Origin of the sequence: Streptococcus oralis (assembly GCF_002386345.1) — a bacterium.
Classification (GTDB): Bacteria; Bacillota; Bacilli; order Lactobacillales; family Streptococcaceae; genus Streptococcus; species Streptococcus oralis_S.
On sequence record NZ_CP023507.1, the window covers coordinates 1,863,594 to 1,882,500 of the forward strand.

The 18,907-nt window shown below is 37.8% G+C and carries 15 protein-coding genes, 2 tRNA genes, 2 rRNA genes and 1 pseudogene (1 of these 20 running past the window's edge); all 20 read left to right on the plus strand.

The features are described 5' to 3' along the window. Positions 1 to 82: 82 nt before the first annotated feature. Positions 83 to 1,279 (plus strand): serine protease HtrA, encoded by a 1,197-nt coding sequence (gene htrA / locus CO686_RS09140; protein ID WP_000681804.1) that lies wholly within the window; start codon positions 83 to 85, stop codon positions 1,277 to 1,279. Positions 1,280 to 1,336: 57 nt separating this feature from the next. Continuing rightward, positions 1,337 to 2,095: a ParB/RepB/Spo0J family partition protein gene (locus CO686_RS09145; RefSeq protein WP_002881154.1), complete on the plus strand. Its 759-nt coding sequence runs from the start codon at positions 1,337 to 1,339 to the stop codon at positions 2,093 to 2,095. A gap of 217 nt (positions 2,096 to 2,312) precedes the next feature. Then, a complete protein-coding gene (dnaA, locus tag CO686_RS09150; RefSeq protein WP_000660630.1) occupies positions 2,313 to 3,674 on the plus strand; it encodes a chromosomal replication initiator protein DnaA in 1,362 nt (453 codons plus the stop codon). A 158-nt stretch (positions 3,675 to 3,832) separates the two neighbouring features. Beyond that, positions 3,833 to 4,969 (plus strand): DNA polymerase III subunit beta, encoded by a 1,137-nt coding sequence (gene dnaN / locus CO686_RS09155; protein WP_096753738.1) that lies wholly within the window; start codon positions 3,833 to 3,835, stop codon positions 4,967 to 4,969. Between the two features lie 64 nt (positions 4,970 to 5,033). Further along, the gene (locus CO686_RS09160; RefSeq protein WP_000285184.1) at positions 5,034 to 5,228 is read left to right on the plus strand and encodes a DUF951 domain-containing protein; all 195 of its coding nucleotides are present in this window, start codon (positions 5,034 to 5,036) and stop codon (positions 5,226 to 5,228) included. A gap of 84 nt (positions 5,229 to 5,312) precedes the next feature. After that, a complete protein-coding gene (gene ychF / locus CO686_RS09165; RefSeq protein WP_096753739.1) occupies positions 5,313 to 6,428 on the plus strand; it encodes a redox-regulated ATPase YchF in 1,116 nt (371 codons plus the stop codon). Positions 6,429 to 6,501: 73 nt separating this feature from the next. Further along, positions 6,502 to 7,071 (plus strand): aminoacyl-tRNA hydrolase, encoded by a 570-nt coding sequence (gene pth / locus CO686_RS09170; protein WP_096753740.1) that lies wholly within the window; start codon positions 6,502 to 6,504, stop codon positions 7,069 to 7,071. Beyond that, the gene (gene mfd / locus CO686_RS09175) at positions 7,072 to 10,575 is read left to right on the plus strand and encodes a transcription-repair coupling factor (RefSeq protein WP_070656889.1); all 3,504 of its coding nucleotides are present in this window, start codon (positions 7,072 to 7,074) and stop codon (positions 10,573 to 10,575) included. A gap of 57 nt (positions 10,576 to 10,632) precedes the next feature. Beyond that, complete coding sequence (locus CO686_RS09180) at positions 10,633 to 10,899, plus strand: RNA-binding S4 domain-containing protein (protein WP_001234975.1); 267 nt, start codon at positions 10,633 to 10,635, stop codon at positions 10,897 to 10,899. Continuing rightward, positions 10,892 to 11,260, plus strand: coding sequence for a septum formation initiator family protein (locus CO686_RS09185; RefSeq protein WP_000041921.1), 369 nt, complete (start codon positions 10,892 to 10,894; stop codon positions 11,258 to 11,260). Before CO686_RS09180 ends, CO686_RS09185 begins: the two co-directional genes overlap by 8 nt. Positions 11,261 to 11,264: 4 nt before the next feature. Further along, positions 11,265 to 11,387 carry an SP_0009 family protein gene (locus CO686_RS10505; RefSeq protein ID WP_000429343.1) on the plus strand — a complete coding sequence of 41 codons (123 nt, stop codon included), beginning with the start codon at positions 11,265 to 11,267 and terminating at the stop codon, positions 11,385 to 11,387. Beyond that, complete coding sequence (locus tag CO686_RS09190) at positions 11,380 to 12,648, plus strand: serine hydrolase (protein ID WP_070656890.1); 1,269 nt, start codon at positions 11,380 to 11,382, stop codon at positions 12,646 to 12,648. The genes CO686_RS10505 and CO686_RS09190 overlap by 8 nt, the downstream gene beginning before the upstream one ends. After that, positions 12,645 to 13,922, plus strand: a complete 1,278-nt coding sequence (gene tilS / locus CO686_RS09195) for a tRNA lysidine(34) synthetase TilS (protein ID WP_096753741.1) — start codon at positions 12,645 to 12,647, stop codon at positions 13,920 to 13,922. The genes CO686_RS09190 and tilS overlap by 4 nt, the downstream gene beginning before the upstream one ends. A gap of 4 nt (positions 13,923 to 13,926) precedes the next feature. Further along, complete coding sequence (gene hpt / locus CO686_RS09200; RefSeq protein ID WP_000889408.1) at positions 13,927 to 14,469, plus strand: hypoxanthine phosphoribosyltransferase; 543 nt, start codon at positions 13,927 to 13,929, stop codon at positions 14,467 to 14,469. 15 nt (positions 14,470 to 14,484) lie between these two features. Then, on the plus strand, positions 14,485 to 16,443 hold the full coding sequence (gene ftsH, locus CO686_RS09205; RefSeq protein ID WP_096753742.1) for an ATP-dependent zinc metalloprotease FtsH: 1,959 nt from the start codon (positions 14,485 to 14,487) through the stop codon (positions 16,441 to 16,443). 39 nt (positions 16,444 to 16,482) lie between these two features. Beyond that, positions 16,483 to 16,743, plus strand: a pseudogene (locus CO686_RS09210) (23S rRNA (uracil(1939)-C(5))-methyltransferase RlmD); the annotation flags it as partial. Positions 16,744 to 16,805: 62 nt separating this feature from the next. Beyond that, positions 16,806 to 16,877, plus strand: a tRNA-Glu gene (locus CO686_RS09215). A 230-nt stretch (positions 16,878 to 17,107) separates the two neighbouring features. Beyond that, positions 17,108 to 18,656: ribosomal RNA gene (locus CO686_RS09225) — 16S ribosomal RNA — on the plus strand. 51 nt (positions 18,657 to 18,707) lie between these two features. Further along, positions 18,708 to 18,780 (plus strand) — tRNA-Ala (locus CO686_RS09230). Positions 18,781 to 18,902: 122 nt separating this feature from the next. Next, a 23S ribosomal RNA gene (locus CO686_RS09235) occupies positions 18,903 to 18,907 on the plus strand; it runs 2,896 nt beyond the window's last position. The 16S and 23S rRNA genes sit together here with 2 tRNA genes alongside, the layout of an rRNA operon.

Consider the following 18,907-nt stretch of genomic DNA (forward strand, 5'->3'; position numbering starts at 1 on the left):
TGTGTAAAACTTTAAGCTTTTAAGTTTGAATTAAGTTAATAGGTTTATAATCTGAGTAAATAAATAACAAACGGAGGCGTTTATGAAACACTTACAAAAATTTTACAAAAAAGGAGTTAAAGTTCTAATAATCATTCTAATCGGATTTTTAAGTGGTGCCTTAGGAAGTTTCGTAACATTACAACTTTATCAAAAACAAGGAAATCAAGCTACGAATAATAATTCTGGCACTGTCACTCAAACATCCTATAAAAATGAAAACTCAACCACTCAAGCAGTAAATAAAGTTAAGGATGCTGTTGTCTCAATCATTACTTATTCTTCTTCTAGCAGTAGACAAAGTAGTGTATTTAATGCTGATGACACTAACTCTGATTCAGACAATCAACAAATCGCAAGTGAGGGATCAGGTGTCATCTATAAAAAGGATGATAAAGATGCCTATCTTGTAACTAATACTCACGTTATCAATGGAGCTTCAAAAGTTGATATCCGCTTAGCAGATGGTACCAAGGTTCCTGGTGAAATTGTCGGATCTGATACCTTCTCTGATATTGCTGTCGTTAAAATTTCTTCAGAAAAAGTTACAACAGTGGCAGAATTTGGGGATTCAAGTCAACTTAGTGTTGGAGAAACAGCGATTGCTATCGGTAGTCCTCTAGGTTCAGAATATGCTAATACAGTTACACAGGGGATTATTTCAAGTCTTAATCGAAATGTTTCTCTAAAATCTGAAGATGGTCAAGCTATTTCAACAAAAGCCATTCAAACAGATACAGCCATTAACCCTGGTAACTCTGGTGGTCCACTTGTAAACATTCAAGGACAAGTAATTGGTATTACATCAAGTAAAATTGCAAGTAATGGTGGAACATCTGTAGAAGGTCTTGGTTTTGCAATCCCTTCAAACGATGCACAAAATATCATTAAACAGCTTGAAAGTGATGGTAAAGTGACTCGTCCTGCTCTTGGAATTCAAATGGTCAATCTGTCAAATGTTGGAGCTAGTGATCTTAGAAAACTTAACATTCCAAGTGGCCTCACTTCAGGTGTAGTTGTTCGATCTGTTCAAAACAATATGCCAGCAAATGGACATCTTCAAAAATACGATGTCATTACCAAAGTTGACGACAAAGAGATTGCCTCATCAACAGACCTACAACACGCTCTTTACAATCATGCTATTGGAGATACTATCAAAGTAACCTACTACCGTAATGGTAAGGAGGAAACAACCTCAATTAAACTAGATAAGAATTCTGGTGATTTAGAGTCTTAATTGACGTCAGTATAAAGAAAACTTTACAGAAAGTAAAAGATATGTTAGTGTAGAATCATGGAAAAATTTGAAATGATTTCTATCTCTGAAATACAAAAGAATCCTTACCAACCTCGGAAAGAATTTGATGTAGAAAAATTAAAGGAATTGGCTCAGTCAATCAAAGAAAATGGGCTAATCCAACCAATCATCGTTCGTCAATCTCCTGTAATTGGTTATGAAATCCTTGCAGGAGAGAGACGATATCGAGCTTCTCTCTTGGCTGGTCTGACCTCTATTCCAGCCGTTGTAAAGCACCTCTCAGATCAGGAAATGATGATTCAGTCAATCATTGAGAATTTGCAGAGAGAAAATTTAAATCCTGTTGAAGAAGCACGCGCCTACGAATCTTTAGTAGAAAAAGGATTTACTCACACTGAGATAGCAGATAAAATGGGGAAATCTCGTCCTTATATCACTAATTTTATTCGTTTGCTTTCCCTACCAGAATATATCTTAACTGAAGTAGAAAATGGAAAAATTTCTCAAGCGCATGCACGTTCACTTGTTGGTTTGGATAAAGAGCAGCAAGACTATTTCTTCCAACTAATCAAAAATGAAGATATTTCTGTGAGAAAGTTAGAAGCACTTCTTACAGATAAAAAACACAAGAAGCAAAAAAAAAGTGATTCTTTCATCAAAGACGAAGAAAATCAATTAAAAAAACTACTCGGTTTAAGTGTAGAAATTAAACTTTCAAAAAAAGATACTGGAAAGATTATTATCTCCTTTTCAAGTCAAGAAGAATACGATAGAATTATTAACAGCCTGAAATAAGGCTGTTGTTTTATTTTCTCAACCCACAAATTTATCCACCAATTTTTTTTATCAAAAAGCCTACTAAATCAAGGATTTTTCTATTTATCCCCAACCTGTGGATAAATACTGCTAACATTGTGGATTCTTTTCCCCAATCTGTGGAAAAATCCTACTATCTATGGTAAAATAAGTCTAGCACTAAACTACTAAAATCATAGTAAAGGAGGAAAAATAGTTGAAAGAAAAGCAATTTTGGAATCGTATTTTAGAATTTGCTCAAGAAAGATTGACGCGATCTATGTATGATTTCTATGCTACACCTGCTGAACTCATCAAAGTAGAAGAAAACACAGCTACTATATTTCTACCGAGATCAGAGATGGAAATGGTGTGGGAAAAGCAATTAAAAGATATTATTGTTGCTGCTGGTTTTGAAATTTATGATTCTGAAATCAAACCTCACTATATTTTCACTAAACCTCAGAGTACAGAATCTCCTCAAGTAAATGATACGAATAGTGTCTCTACTTACGATTACACGCCTGCACTACCAACGATTCCCTATTCCGAAACAGGGTTAAAAGAAAAATATACCTTTGATAACTTTATTCAAGGTGATGGGAATGTTTGGGCGGTGTCAGCTGCACTAGCTGTATCTGAAGATTTAGCTCTGACCTATAATCCTCTTTTCATCTATGGAGGACCTGGTCTTGGAAAGACTCACTTGCTCAATGCGATTGGAAATGAGATTTTGAAAAATATTCCTGATGCGCGTGTCAAGTACATTCCTGCCGAAAGCTTTATCAATGACTTTCTTGAACACTTGCGACTTGGGGAAATGGAAAAGTTCAAAAAAACTTACCGTAGCCTTGATCTCTTATTGATCGATGATATCCAATCTCTCAGTGGCAAAAAAGTCGCGACCCAGGAAGAATTTTTCAATACCTTCAATGCTCTTCATGATAAGCAGAAACAGATTGTCCTAACCAGTGATCGAAGTCCTAAACACCTAGAAGGACTTGAAGAGAGACTTGTCACACGCTTTAGCTGGGGATTGACGCAAAATATCACTCCTCCTGACTTTGAGACACGTATCGCCATTCTTCAAAGTAAAACAGAGCACTTGGATTACCATTTCCAAAGTGATACTCTGGAATACTTGGCTGGCCAATTTGATTCAAATGTTCGAGAATTGGAAGGAGCAATCAACGATATCACCTTAATTGCCAGAGTGAAGAAGATTAAGGATATTACTATTGATATTGCTGCGGAAGCTATTAGAGCACGTAAGCAAGACGCCCGCCAGATACTTGTTATTCCAATTGAGAAAATCCAAACTGAAGTTGGTAATTTTTATGGAGTGAGTGTCAAAGAAATGAAGGGGACGAGACGAGTTCAAAACATCGTTTTAGCGCGTCAAGTTGCTATGTATCTAGCTAGAGAATTGACAGATAACAGTCTTCCAAAAATCGGAAAAGAATTTGGCGGAAAGGATCACACCACCGTTATTCATGCCCATGCTAAAATCAAATCATTGATTGACGAAGACGATAATTTACGTTTAGAAATAGAAGCAATCAAAAAGAAAATTAAGTAGCTTGTGGATAACTTTTTATTTCTTATCTTTTTTATCCACATTTTTTAAACAAGCTTAGGAGCTTAAGTTTACTAAATAGCACTCAGTTTTCCACAGAATTCACACACTCTATTATTACTATTAACTTTCTAATACTAAAAATAAATAAAGGAGAATCCATGATTCATTTTTCAATTAATAAAAATTTATTTCTACAAGCTTTAAATACTACAAAACGAGCAATAAGCTCTAAAAATGCTATTCCAATTTTATCAACAATCAAAATTGACGTTACAAATGAAGGAATTACTTTAATTGGATCAAACGGTCAAATTTCTATTGAGAATTTCATTTCTCAAAAGAATGAAGATGCTGGTCTCTTGATTACTTCTTTGGGTTCGATTCTTCTTGAAGCTTCTTTCTTTATCAATGTGGTATCTAGTCTTCCAGATGTAACGCTAGATTTTAAAGAGATTGAACAAAAACAAATTGTCTTAACAAGTGGCAAATCAGAAATTACTCTAAAAGGAAAAGATAGCGAACAGTACCCACGAATTCAAGAAATTTCAGCAAGCACACCTTTGGTTCTTGAAACCAAACTACTCAAGAAAATTATCAATGAAATAGCATTTGCTGCAAGTACGCAAGAAAGTCGTCCAATTTTGACTGGTGTCCATTTTGTTTTGAGCCAACACAAGGAACTAAAAACAGTTGCGACAGACTCTCATCGCCTTAGCCAGAAGAAATTGACTCTTGAAAAAAATGGTGATGATTTCGATGTGGTAATTCCTAGTCGTTCTCTACGCGAATTTTCAGCTGTATTTACAGATGATATTGAAACTGTAGAGATTTTCTTTGCAAATAATCAAATCCTCTTTAGAAGCGAAAATATTAGCTTCTACACTCGTCTACTAGAAGGTAATTATCCTGATACAGATCGCTTGATTCCAACAGACTTTAACACTACAATTACTTTTGATGTTGTTAATTTACGTCAATCTATGGAACGTGCACGTCTCTTATCAAGTGCGACTCAAAATGGTACTGTGAAGCTTGAAATTAAAGGTGGGGTTGTTAGCGCCCATGTTCACTCTCCAGAAGTTGGTAAAGTAAACGAAGAAATCGATACGGAGCATGTGACTGGTGATGATTTGACTATTAGTTTTAACCCAACTTACTTGATTGATTCCCTCAAGGCTTTAAATAGCGAGAAGGTGACCATTAGCTTTATCTCATCAGTTCGTCCATTTACTCTTGTGCCAGCAGATACTGACGAAGATTTCATGCAGCTTATCACACCAGTTCGAACAAATTAAGTGAAAGAGGTTGAGCCTGGCTCGCCTCTTTTATGATATAATCAAAAAAGAAAAGGAGAGTAGTATGTATCAAGTTGGAAATTTTGTTGAGATGAAAAAACCACACGCTTGTACCATCAAGTCAACAGGCAAAAAGGCTAATCGTTGGGAAATTACACGTGTAGGGGCAGATATCAAAATAAAGTGTAGCAATTGTGACCACCTTGTCATGATGAGTCGCTATGATTTTGAACGAAAAATGAATAAGATTATTGACTAAGAACCCTTAGTTAGAGGGTTAGCAAGTTTTCCCTTTTTGTGTTATAATGTTAGGGATTGAAATGAGAACGGAGAATGAGAAACTATGGCTTTAACAGCAGGCATCGTTGGTTTGCCAAACGTTGGTAAATCAACCCTTTTTAATGCAATTACAAAAGCAGGAGCAGAGGCGGCAAACTACCCATTTGCGACTATTGATCCAAACGTTGGGATGGTGGAAGTTCCAGATGAACGCCTACAAAAACTAACAGAAATGATTACACCTAAAAAGACAGTCCCAACAACCTTTGAATTTACAGATATTGCAGGGATTGTAAAAGGAGCATCAAAAGGAGAAGGTCTAGGTAATAAATTCTTGGCCAATATTCGTGAAGTAGACGCGATTGTTCATGTAGTTCGTGCTTTTGATGATGAAAATGTTATGCGTGAGCAAGGACGTGAAGACGCCTTTGTGGATCCACTTGCAGATATTGATACCATTAACCTGGAGTTGATTCTTGCTGATTTAGAATCAGTCAATAAGCGCTATGCGCGTGTAGAAAAGATGGCACGTACGCAAAAAGATAAAGAATCAGTAGCAGAGTTTAACATTCTTCAAAAAATTAAACCAGTTCTTGAAGATGGAAAATCAGCTCGTACCATTGAATTCACAGATGAGGAACAAAAAGTTGTTAAGGGTCTTTTCCTTTTGACTACTAAACCAGTTCTTTATGTTGCTAATGTGGATGAAGATGTAGTTTCAGATCCAGATTCTATCGACTATGTGAAGCAAATTCGAGAATTTGCAGCGACAGAAAATGCTGAGGTGGTAGTTATTTCTGCGCGTGCTGAGGAAGAAATTTCTGAGTTAGACGATGAGGATAAGCAAGAGTTTCTTGAAGCACTTGGTTTGACTGAATCAGGCGTTGACAAGTTGACTCGTGCAGCTTATCACTTGCTTGGGCTTGGAACTTACTTCACAGCTGGTGAAAAAGAAGTCCGTGCTTGGACCTTTAAGCGAGGGATGAAAGCTCCTCAAGCAGCTGGTATTATCCACTCAGACTTTGAAAAAGGGTTTATTCGTGCAGTAACAATGTCATATGAGGATCTAGTGAAATATGGATCTGAAAAGGATGTAAAAGAAGCTGGGCGTTTGCGTGAAGAAGGAAAAGAATATATCGTTCAAGATGGCGATATCATGGAATTCCGCTTTAATGTTTAATAACATTTAATAAATAGTGTCAATTAGGTTGGAAAAAAAATTCCAACCCTTTTGGCTTTTGAAAGGAAAATAAATGACTAAATTACTTGTTGGATTAGGAAATCCAGGGGATAAATATTTTGAAACCAAGCACAACGTTGGATTTATGTTGATTGACCAACTAGCTAAAAAACAAAATGTCACCTTTACACATGACAAGATATTTCAAGCTGATCTAGCATCTTTTTTCTTCAATGGAGAAAAAATTTATCTGGTCAAACCAACAACATTTATGAATGAAAGTGGAAAAGCGGTTCATGCTTTATTGACTTACTATGGTTTGAATATTGAAGATTTACTCGTTATTTACGACGACCTTGACATGGAAGTCGGGAAAATTCGTTTAAGAGCAAAGGGCTCAGCAGGTGGGCATAATGGTATCAAGTCTATTATTCAACATATAGGGACTCAGGTATTTAACCGTATTAAAATAGGTATTGGAAGACCTAAAAAAGGCATGTCGGTTGTTCATCATGTTTTAAGTAAGTTTGAACAGGATGACTATGTGGGTATTTTACAGTCTATTGACAAGGTTGACGATGCTGTAAACTACTATTTACAAGAGAAAAACTTTGAGAAAACAATGCAGAGGTATAATGGATAAATGGTGACTTTATTAGATTTATTCTCAGAAAATAATCAGATAGAAAAATGGCATCAAAATCTGATAGATAAGAAAAGACAACTAATACTTGGTTTATCAACGTCTACTAAGGCTCTTGCAATTGCAAGCAGCCTAGAAAAAGAAAATAAGGTTGTGTTACTGACCTCGACTTATGGAGAAGCAGAACGAATTATCAGTGATCTTCTTTCTCTCTTAGGAGAGGAATTTGTCTATCCATTTTTAGTAGATGACTCTCCTATGGTAGAGTTTTTGATGTCTTCGCAAGAAAAAATCATTTCGCGGGTTGAAGCCTTGCGTTTTTTGAGTGATCCGTCTAAGAAAGGGATTTTAGTTTGTAATATCGCAGCGAGTAGGTTAATTTTACCCTCTCCGACTAGATTTAAAGAAAGTACTATAAAAATTGCAGTTGGCGAAGAATATGACCAACACGAGCTACTTCACCGGTTAAAGGAAATTGGATATCGAAAAGTTACTCAAGTACAGACACAAGGTGAGTTTAGTATTCGAGGAGATATTTTAGATATTTTTGAGATGTCTCAGTTAGAACCTTTCCGAATCGAGTTTTTTGGCGATGAAGTAGATGGTATTCGTACTTTTGAAGTCGAAACACAATTATCGAAAGAAAATCAGACAAACCTCACTATCTTTCCAGCTAGCGACATACTTTTGAGAGAAAAAGATTATCAACGAGGACAGTCAGCTTTAGAAAAGCAAATTTCAAAGACTCTATCACCAATTTTAAAATCATATTTGGAAGAGATTTTGTCAAGTTTTCATCAAAAACAAGTACATTCAGATAGTCGAAAGTTTTTGTCCTTATGTTACGATAAAACATGGACTGTATTTGATTATATTGAAAAAGATACACCAGTATTCTTTGATGACTATCAAAAATTGATGAATCAGTATGAATCCTTTGAAAGAGAATTAGCACAATACTTTACAGAAGATTTACAGAATGGTAAATCATTTTCTGGGATGCAGTATTTTGCAGATACAGAGCAAACCTATAAAAAACAAAGTCCAGTTACCTTTTTCTCCAATCTGCAAAAGGGCTTAGGAAATCTTAAGTTTGATCACATTTATCAATTTAATCAATACCCCATGCAAGAGTTTTTCAATCAATTTTCATTTTTAAAAGGAGAAATTGAGCGATACAAAAAAATGGACTACACTATTATTTTGCAGTCTAGCAATTCAATGGGAAGTAAGACGTTGGAGGATGTTTTAGAGGAATATCAGATCAAATTGGATTCCAGAGATAAGTCAAGTATCTGTAAAGAATCTGTAAACTTGATTGAGGGTAATCTAAGACATGGTTTTCATTTTGTAGATGAAAAAATTCTCTTGATTACTGAACATGAGATTTTTCAAAAGAAATTAAAACGTCGGTTTAGAAGACAACATGCTTCAAATGCAGAGCGATTAAAAGATTATAATGAACTTGAAAAAGGGGACTACGTTGTTCACCATATCCATGGAATTGGTCAATATTTAGGAATCGAAACAATTGAAATCCAAGGTATTCACCGTGATTATGTCAGTGTACAGTATCAAAATGGTGACCAAATCTCCATCCCAGTAGAGCAGATTCAGTTACTGTCTAAATATGTTTCAAGTGATGGGAAAGCGCCAAAACTTAATAAATTAAATGATGGTCATTTCAAAAAGGCCAAGCAAAAAGTTAAGAACCAAGTAGAGGATATAGCTGACGATTTAATCAAGCTTTATTCTGTGCGTAGTCAGTTGAAGGGGTTTGCTTTCTCAGCTGATGATGATGAGCAACATGATTTTGATGATGCTTTCCCTTACGTTGAAACGGATGATCAACTTCGTAGTATTGAGGAAATCAAGAGAGATATGCAGGATTCTCACCCCATGGATCGACTTTTGGTTGGAGATGTTGGTTTTGGGAAGACTGAAGTAGCAATGCGTGCTGCTTTTAAGGCAGTCAATGATCACAAACAGGTGGTCGTTCTAGTTCCAACGACGGTTTTAGCGCAACAGCACTATACGAATTTTAAGGAACGATTCCAAAATTTTGCTGTTAATATTGATGTGTTGAGTCGCTTTAGAAGTAAAAAAGAGCAGGCAGAAACACTTGAAAAACTAAAGAATGGTCAAGTCGATATTTTGATTGGAACGCATCGTGTTTTGTCAAAAGATGTTGTGTTTTCAGATTTGGGATTGATGATTATTGATGAGGAACAACGATTCGGTGTTAAGCATAAGGAAACTTTGAAAGAACTGAAAAAACAAGTAGATGTTCTAACCTTGACAGCAACGCCAATCCCTCGTACTCTCCACATGTCTATGCTGGGAATCCGAGATTTGTCTGTTATTGAAACTCCTCCAACCAATCGCTATCCTGTTCAAACCTATGTATTAGAGAAGAATGATAGTGTCATTCGTGATGCTGTCTTGCGTGAAATGGAGCGTGGAGGTCAAATTTACTATCTTTACAATAAGGTTGACACGATTGACCAGAAGGTTTCGGAATTACAGGAGTTGATTCCAGAGGCTTCGATTGGGTATGTTCATGGACAAATGAGTGAAATTCAGTTGGAAAATACTCTACTTGATTTCATTGAAGGTCAGTATGATATTTTGGTGACGACTACTATTATTGAGACAGGGGTAGATATTCCAAATGCCAATACCTTATTTATTGAAAATGCAGACCATATGGGTTTGTCAACCTTGTATCAATTAAGAGGAAGAGTCGGTCGTAGTAATCGTATTGCTTATGCCTATCTCATGTATCGTCCAGAAAAATCAATCAGTGAAGTCTCTGAAAAGAGATTAGAAGCGATTAAGGGATTTACAGAATTAGGCTCAGGATTTAAGATTGCGATGCGAGATCTTTCGATTCGTGGAGCAGGAAATCTCCTAGGAAAATCGCAGTCTGGTTTCATTGATTCTGTTGGTTTTGAATTGTATTCACAGTTATTAGAGGAAGCTATTGCTAAACGGAACGGTAATGGGAATAAAAGAATCAAAGGAAATGCTGAGTTGATTTTACAAATTGATGCTTATCTTCCTGATACTTATATTTCTGACCAACGACATAAGATTGAAATTTACAAGAAAATTCGTCAAATTGACAATCGTGTCAACTATGAAGAACTACAAGAAGAGTTGATGGACCGCTTTGGAGAATACCCAGACGTAGTAGCATACCTTTTAGAGATTGGTTTGGTCAAGTCATATTTTGACAAGGTATTTGTAGAACGTGTGGAAAGAAAAGAAAATAAGATTACAGTTCAATTTGAAAAAGTCACTCAACGACTATTCTTGGCTCAAGATTATTTTAAAGCCTTATCCGCAACGAACTTAAAAGCAGCCATAGCTGAGAATAAGGGATTAATGGAAGTTGTATTCGATGTCCGAAACAAGAAGGATTATGAAATTTTAGAAGGTTTGCTGATTTTTGGAGAAAGTTTATTAGAGATAAAAGAATCAAAGGAAGCAAATCTCATTTAACATTTTTCTTCTATAAAAAGGATAAAAATGGTACAATAATAATTTGAGGTAATAAAAATGAGATTAGACAAGTATTTAAAAGTATCACGAATTATTAAGCGCCGCACAGTCGCAAAAGAAGTAGCAGATAAAGGTAGAATCAAGGTGAACGGAATCTTGGCCAAAAGTTCAACGGATTTGAAAGTTGATGACCAAGTTGAAATTCGCTTTGGAAATAAGTTGTTGCTTGTTAAAGTACTAGAAATGAAAGATAGTACAAAAAAAGAAGACGCAGCAGGCATGTATGAAATTCTCAGTGAAACACGGGTAGAAGAAAATGTCTAAAAATATTGTACAGATGAATAATTCTTTTATTCAAAATGAACATCAACGTCGTCGTTACCTGATGAAGGAGAGACAAAAACGAAATCGTTTTATGGGTTGGGTCCTTATTTTGATGATCTTGTTGTTTATTTTACCAACTTATAACTTGGCTCAAAGCTATGATCAGTTACTGCAACGCCGTCAGCAATTGACAGAGTTGAAAGAGCAGTACCAAAATCTTAGTGACGAAAAGGATAAGGAATCTGCTTTTGCTGCAAAGTTGAAAGATGAAGACTATGTAGCAAAATATGCACGCGCCAAGTACTATTACTCAAAGAAACGAGAAGCAATTTACACAATTCCTGATTTGCTTCCGAGGTAATGTCATGGAAAATTTATTGGAAGTTGTTGAGCAATTTCTAAGTTTATCAGATGAAAAATTAGAGGAATTGGCAGCTAAAAACCATTTATTACGATTACAAGAAGAAAGGGAAGAGAAGAATGCGTAAGTTCTTAGTAGTTTTATTGCTACCTGCTTTTATCATAACCTCAAGAGTAGTTAGCACAGAAAAACAGCTTCCTTACTCTTCGCAAGAAATTTATTATCTAACTGAGTCTGATTATGGATTCTACTATAAAGAAACTCTGAAATCCCCAATGGTATATGGAGAAACAGCAGTCTATGCTAATGAGGATCTTGTCAAGGAGTCTGGTAAATTAACTCCTGGAACCACCTTTAAAATCGTAGAATGGCGTTTGAATAGACAAGGTGTTCCTGTTTTTAAATTAGATAATCACCAGTTTATCCTTGCAGATAAGCGCTTGGTCTATGATCAAAGTCAAGTTCAAACTCAAAATAGACAAGTATGGTTGGAGCCAGGGTTTGTTATCTATAACAGCCCTTATGACACTAAAGAAATTTCTTCATCCCTCTCTCCCTATCAACGCGTAACGGTGGATAGAGCTCTCTTTGCTGAGGGACAAGAATTTCTTCATATTGATCAAGTTGGGTGGGTATCAAAAGAGTTCGTTTCAGAAGAGGATAATCGCATCCAGAAGGTTCAAGAAATCTTATCAAACAACTATCAGAATGAAAATTATTCTATTTATGTTAAACAACTGAGTACAGGTAAAGAGGCTGGGGTGAATGAAGACAGCAAACTCTATGCAGCTAGCATCTTGAAACTAGCCTACCTTTATTACGCTCAAGATAAGATAAATCAAGGGGAATATACGCTAGACAGTAGCTTCAAGTATATCCCAGAAGTAAATAGTTTTCCTGGGTCCTATAAACCAGAAGGTAGTGGTAGCTTACCTAAAAAAGAAGATAACAAAGAATACAGTCTTCAACAGTTAATTACCAAGGTAACAAAAGAGTCTGATAATGTTGCTCATAATATTTTAGGTTATTATGTGACCAATCAATCTGACGGGGCTTTTAAAGAAAAAATGTACGCAATTATGGGTGAGGATTGGGATGTGAATGATAAATTGACTTCTTCAAAAATGGCTGGAAAAGTCATGGAAGCTATTTATAATCAGAATGGTTTTGTCTTAGAGTCTTTGAGCAAGACTGATTTTGACAACCAACGAATCGCAAAAGGTGTTTCGGTTAAGGTAGCTCATAAAATCGGAGATGCCGACGAGTTTAAACATGACACTGCCATTGTTTATACGGATTCTCCTTTCGTTCTTTCTATTTTTACCAAAAATTCTGATTATGATACTATTGCTAAGATAGCTAAGGATGTCTATGAGGTTCTAAAATGAGGGACCAGGATTTTTTAAATCATTTTCTCCGAAAAGAGTATTTCAAAAAACATTCGAAAGTCGTGTTAGCTTTGTCTGGCGGACTGGATTCAATGTTTTTATTCCAGCTATTGTCTACTTATCAAAATGAGTTGGGAATTGAGTTGATTTTAGCACATGTCAATCACAAGCAGAGAAGTGAGTCTGACTGGGAGGAAAATGAACTAAGGAAGTTAGCTGATGCAGCTGAACTTCCTATTTATATCACAAGCTTTTCAGGAGACTTTTCAGAAGCGCGTGCTCGAGAGTTTCGTTATGATTTTTTTAGGAAAATCATGAAAGAGGTTGGAGCGACTGCCTTGGTTACTGCCCACCATGCAGATGATCAGGTTGAAACGATTTTGATGCGCTTGATTCGCGGAAGTCGGTTACGTCATTTAATAGGAATAAAAGAAAGTCAAGTAGTTGATGATATTGAAATCATCCGTCCTTTGTTGTATTTTCATAAAACAGACTTCCCACCAATTTTTCATTTCGAAGATCAAACAAATCATGAGAACAGCTATTTTCGCAATCGTATTCGAAATAAGTATTTACCAGAACTTGAAAAAGAAAATCCCCGCCTTAGATCTGCTCTTTTAAATCTAGGAAGTGAGATTTCAGATTACCAAGCAGCCATAACGGAGCTTTCTGAACAGATTGATGTAGAAGATTTGAATGAGCTCTTTTCATACTCAAAACAAACTCAAGGGGTCTTGCTCCAGAACTATCTCAATCAATTCCCAGACTTAAATCTTACGAAGTCTCAGTTTGATGAAGTTCTACAGATTTTAGCAAGGAAAAGCCAGTATCGTTATCCATTGAAAAATGGTTATGAATTGATAAAAGAGTATCAAAATTTTCGAGTTTGCAAAATCAGTCCTCAGGCTGATGAAAAGGAAGATGAACTTGTGTTACACTATCAAAATCAAGTTCGATATATGGGCTATTTATTTTCCTTTGGCATTCCTATTGAAGGGGATTTTGTTCAAAAAGTAACGGTTTCACGGGAAACATCTGTATATATTAGATGTCGAAAACCTGGCGATATTATTAGGCTGAATGGTTATCGAAAGAAACTGAGACGCTTATTTATAGATTTAAAAATCCCTATTGAAAAACGAAAAACAACCCCTATTATTGAGCAATTTGGAGAAATTGTCTCAATTTCAGGAATTGCGACCAGTGATTTGAGTAAAAACACGAAAAATGATATAATGAACACTGTAATTTATATAGAAAAAATAGATAGGTAAAAAGATGTTAGAACACGATATTAAAAAAATCCTCGTTTCACATGATGAAATTACAGAAGCGGCTAAAAAGCTAGGTGAACAATTAACCAAAGACTATGAGGGGAAAAATCCAATTCTTATTGGAATTTTGAAAGGATCGATTCCTTTTATGGCTGAATTGGTTAAACATATTGATACGCATATTGAGATGGATTTCATGATGGTATCTAGTTACCATGGTGGAACAGCAAGTAGTGGTGTCATCAATATCAAGCAAGACGTGACTCAAGATATCAAAGGAAGACATGTTTTATTTGTAGAGGATATCATCGATACAGGTCAAACCTTGAAGAATTTGCGAGATATGTTTATTGCAAGAGAAGCAGCTTCTGTTAAAATCGCGACTTTGTTGGACAAACCAGAGGGACGCGTTGTTGAAATTGAAGCGGATTACACTTGCTTTACTATTCCAAATGAGTTTGTAGTAGGTTATGGTTTGGACTATAAAGAAAATTATCGTAACCTTCCTTATGTCGGAGTATTAAAAGAAGAAGTTTATTCAAATTAGAAAGATTTATCTTTAATGAAAAAACAAAATAATGGTTTAGTTAGAAATCCATTTCTATACTTGTTAATTATCTTCTTCCTAGTGACAGGATTCCAGTATTTTTACTCTGGAAATACTGCTGGACGAAGCGAAAAAATTAACTATACAGAACTGGTAAAAGAAATTACAGCAGACAATGTAAAAGAATTAACCTATCAGCCAAATGGCAGCGTCATTGAAGTGTCTGGTGTTTATAAAAATTCTAAGACTAGTAAAGAAGAAACGGGAATTCAATTTTTTCCTCCTACAGCTACAACAGTAGAAAGATTTTCAAGTACTATTCTTCCGTCTGATTCAACAGTTTCAGAATTGCAAAAACTTGCTTCTGAACATCAGGCAGAAGTAACAGTCAAACATGAGAGTTCAAGCGGTATGTGGATCAATATCCTTGTCTCTTTTGTGCCATTTGCTATTCTTTTCTTCTTCCTATTCTCTATGATGGGAAATATGGGAGGAAATAGTGGCCGAAATCCAATGAGTTTTGGACGTAGCAAGGCCAAAGCTGCAAATAAAGAAGATATCAAGGTACGATTCTCAGATGTTGCTGGTGCCGAGGAAGAAAAACAAGAATTAGTAGAAGTTGTTGAATTCCTAAAAGATCCAAAACGATTTACCAAACTTGGTGCACGTATTCCTGCAGGAGTTCTTTTGGAGGGACCTCCGGGAACAGGTAAGACCTTACTTGCTAAGGCAGTTGCTGGGGAAGCAGGTGTTCCATTCTTTAGTATCTCAGGTTCTGACTTTGTAGAAATGTTTGTCGGAGTTGGTGCAAGCCGTGTTCGTTCTCTTTTTGAGGATGCAAAAAAAGCAGAGCCAGCCATCATCTTTATCGATGAAATTGATGCCGTTGGTCGCCAACGTGGTGTCGGTCTTGGTGGAGGTAATGATGAACGTGAACAAACCTTGAACCAACTCTTGATTGAGATGGATGGTTTTGAGGGAAATGAAGGAATCATCGTTATCGCTGCGACGAACCGTTCAGATGTTCTAGATCCAGCTCTTCTCCGTCCAGGACGTTTTGATAGAAAAGTCTTGGTTGGTCGCCCTGATGTTAAAGGTCGTGAAGCAATCTTGAAAGTTCACGCTAAAAATAAACCTCTGGCAGATGATGTTGATTTGAAACTAGTTGCCCAACAAACCCCAGGTTTTGTGGGAGCTGACTTAGAAAATGTTCTAAACGAAGCGGCATTAGTTGCTGCTCGTCGCAACAAATCAATCATTGATGCTTCAGATATTGATGAGGCAGAGGACAGAGTGATTGCTGGACCATCTAAGAAAGATAAAACAGTATCACAAAGAGAACGTGAATTGGTTGCTTATCATGAGGCTGGACATACCATTGTTGGTTTAGTCTTGTCAAATGCCCGTGTTGTTCATAAAGTTACCATTGTACCACGTGGACGTGCAGGTGGCTACATGATTGCACTTCCGAAAGAGGATCAAATGCTTCTATCTAAAGAAGACATGAAAGAGCAATTGGCAGGTTTGATGGGTGGTCGTGTAGCTGAAGAGATTATCTTTAATGTCCAAACGACAGGAGCTTCAAATGACTTTGAACAAGCTACACAGATGGCTCGTGCAATGGTCACTGAATACGGTATGAGTGAAAAACTTGGCCCAGTTCAATACGAAGGTAATCATGCTATGTTTGGTGCACAAAGTCCTCAAAAATCAATTTCAGAGCAAACAGCCTATGAGATTGATGAGGAAGTTCGTTCATTATTAAATGAGGCACGAAACAAAGCTGCTGAGATCATTCAGTCAAATCGTGAAACTCATAAGTTGATTGCAGAAGCATTGTTGAAATACGAAACATTGGATAGTACACAGATTAAATCTCTTTACGAAACAGGAAAAATGCCAGAGACCGTAGAAGAGGAATCCCATGCACTATCTTATGATGAAGTGAAATCAAAAATGAGTGAAGAAAAATAAATTTAGAGAGGTTTAACCTCTCTTTTTATGTTCTAATGTGATGGCTACCAAGCAGATGCCCTGATAGTCGACCCTCCTCGTACAGGCTTAGATGATAAGCTGTTGGATACCATTCTGACCTATGTCCCAGAAAAAATGGTCTATGTATCCTGCAATGTTTCGACCTTAGCGCGAGATTTGGTTAAACTGGTAAAAGTTTATGATCTCCAGTATATCCAGTCAGTCGATATGTTTCCCCACACTGCACGAACAGAAGCAGTGGTTAAGTTAGTGAAGAAAAGAAAAAATCAACATCACTGAAAAAAGTCCTTGACAAAGGCGGAAAAGTAGGTATAATAGAAAGAGTTGAAAATAACAACTCAGGTCCGTTGGTCAAGGGGTTAAGACACCGCCTTTTCACGGCGGTAACACGGGTTCGAATCCCGTACGGACTATGGTGTATTGTGGTAAAAAAACTTGAAAAAAGTTTAAAAAATCTGTTGACAGAGGCAGGTAGCTGTGATATACTAATATAGTTGTCGCTTGAGAGAGAATGAGTGACAAAGACCTTTGAAAACTGAACAAGACGAACCAATGTGCAGGGCACTATAACAGATGTTATAGTACTGAACAATGAAAAAAACAATAAATCTGTCAGTGACAGAAATGAGTGAGAACTCAAACTTTTAATGAGAGTTTGATCCTGGCTCAGGACGAACGCTGGCGGCGTGCCTAATACATGCAAGTAGAACGCTGAAGAGAGGAGCTTGCTCTTCTTGGATGAGTTGCGAACGGGTGAGTAACGCGTAGGTAACCTGCCTGGTAGCGGGGGATAACTATTGGAAACGATAGCTAATACCGCATAATAGTAGATGTTGCATGACATTTGCTTAAAAGGTGCAATTGCATCACTACCAGATGGACCTGCGTTGTATTAGCTAGTTGGTGAGGTAACGGCTCACCAAGGCAACGATACATAGCCGACCTGAGAGGGTGATCGGCCACACTGGGACTGAGACACGGCCCAGACTCCTACGGGAGGCAGCAGTAGGGAATCTTCGGCAATGGACGGAAGTCTGACCGAGCAACGCCGCGTGAGTGAAGAAGGTTTTCGGATCGTAAAGCTCTGTTGTAAGAGAAGAACGAGTGTGAGAGTGGAAAGTTCACACTGTGACGGTATCTTACCAGAAAGGGACGGCTAACTACGTGCCAGCAGCCGCGGTAATACGTAGGTCCCGAGCGTTGTCCGGATTTATTGGGCGTAAAGCGAGCGCAGGCGGTTAGATAAGTCTGAAGTTAAAGGCTGTGGCTTAACCATAGTACGCTTTGGAAACTGTTTAACTTGAGTGCAAGAGGGGAGAGTGGAATTCCATGTGTAGCGGTGAAATGCGTAGATATATGGAGGAACACCGGTGGCGAAAGCGGCTCTCTGGCTTGTAACTGACGCTGAGGCTCGAAAGCGTGGGGAGCAAACAGGATTAGATACCCTGGTAGTCCACGCCGTAAACGATGAGTGCTAGGTGTTAGACCCTTTCCGGGGTTTAGTGCCGCAGCTAACGCATTAAGCACTCCGCCTGGGGAGTACGACCGCAAGGTTGAAACTCAAAGGAATTGACGGGGGCCCGCACAAGCGGTGGAGCATGTGGTTTAATTCGAAGCAACGCGAAGAACCTTACCAGGTCTTGACATCCCTCTGACCGCTCTAGAGATAGAGCTTTCCTTCGGGACAGAGGTGACAGGTGGTGCATGGTTGTCGTCAGCTCGTGTCGTGAGATGTTGGGTTAAGTCCCGCAACGAGCGCAACCCCTATTGTTAGTTGCCATCATTCAGTTGGGCACTCTAGCGAGACTGCCGGTAATAAACCGGAGGAAGGTGGGGATGACGTCAAATCATCATGCCCCTTATGACCTGGGCTACACACGTGCTACAATGGCTGGTACAACGAGTCGCAAGCCGGTGACGGCAAGCTAATCTCTTAAAGCCAGTCTCAGTTCGGATTGTAGGCTGCAACTCGCCTACATGAAGTCGGAATCGCTAGTAATCGCGGATCAGCACGCCGCGGTGAATACGTTCCCGGGCCTTGTACACACCGCCCGTCACACCACGAGAGTTTGTAACACCCGAAGTCGGTGAGGTAACCTTTTAGGAGCCAGCCGCCTAAGGTGGGATAGATGATTGGGGTGAAGTCGTAACAAGGTAGCCGTATCGGAAGGTGCGGCTGGATCACCTCCTTTCTAAGGATAAGGAACTGCACATTGGTCTTGTTTAGTCTTGAGAGGTCTTGTGGGGCCTTAGCTCAGCTGGGAGAGCGCCTGCTTTGCACGCAGGAGGTCAGCGGTTCGATCCCGCTAGGCTCCATTGGTGAGAGATCACCAAGTAATGCACATTGAAAATTGAATATCTATATCAAATAGTAACAAGAAAATAAACCGAAACGCTGTAGTATTAAAAGAGTTTATGACTGAAAGGTCAAAAAATAAGGTTA

Excerpts from the sequence above, each read along its gene's own strand:
- CO686_RS09190 (WP_070656890.1), top strand. The coding sequence starts at position 11,380 with ATGCGTAAGTTCTTAGTAGTTTTATTGCTACCTGCTTTTATCATAACC.
- ftsH (WP_096753742.1), top strand. The coding sequence starts at position 14,485 with ATGAAAAAACAAAATAATGGTTTAGTTAGAAATCCATTTCTATACTTG.
- htrA (WP_000681804.1), top strand. The coding sequence starts at position 83 with ATGAAACACTTACAAAAATTTTACAAAAAAGGAGTTAAAGTTCTAATA.
- CO686_RS09185 (WP_000041921.1), top strand. The coding sequence starts at position 10,892 with ATGTCTAAAAATATTGTACAGATGAATAATTCTTTTATTCAAAATGAA.
- dnaN (WP_096753738.1), top strand. The coding sequence starts at position 3,833 with ATGATTCATTTTTCAATTAATAAAAATTTATTTCTACAAGCTTTAAAT.
- mfd (WP_070656889.1), top strand. The coding sequence starts at position 7,072 with ATGGTGACTTTATTAGATTTATTCTCAGAAAATAATCAGATAGAAAAA.
- hpt (WP_000889408.1), top strand. The coding sequence starts at position 13,927 with ATGTTAGAACACGATATTAAAAAAATCCTCGTTTCACATGATGAAATT.
- ychF (WP_096753739.1), top strand. The coding sequence starts at position 5,313 with ATGGCTTTAACAGCAGGCATCGTTGGTTTGCCAAACGTTGGTAAATCA.
- CO686_RS09160 (WP_000285184.1), top strand. The coding sequence starts at position 5,034 with ATGTATCAAGTTGGAAATTTTGTTGAGATGAAAAAACCACACGCTTGT.
- pth (WP_096753740.1), top strand. The coding sequence starts at position 6,502 with ATGACTAAATTACTTGTTGGATTAGGAAATCCAGGGGATAAATATTTT.
- CO686_RS10505 (WP_000429343.1), top strand. The coding sequence starts at position 11,265 with ATGGAAAATTTATTGGAAGTTGTTGAGCAATTTCTAAGTTTATCAGAT.
- CO686_RS09180 (WP_001234975.1), top strand. The coding sequence starts at position 10,633 with ATGAGATTAGACAAGTATTTAAAAGTATCACGAATTATTAAGCGCCGC.
- tilS (WP_096753741.1), top strand. The coding sequence starts at position 12,645 with ATGAGGGACCAGGATTTTTTAAATCATTTTCTCCGAAAAGAGTATTTC.
- CO686_RS09145 (WP_002881154.1), top strand. The coding sequence starts at position 1,337 with ATGGAAAAATTTGAAATGATTTCTATCTCTGAAATACAAAAGAATCCT.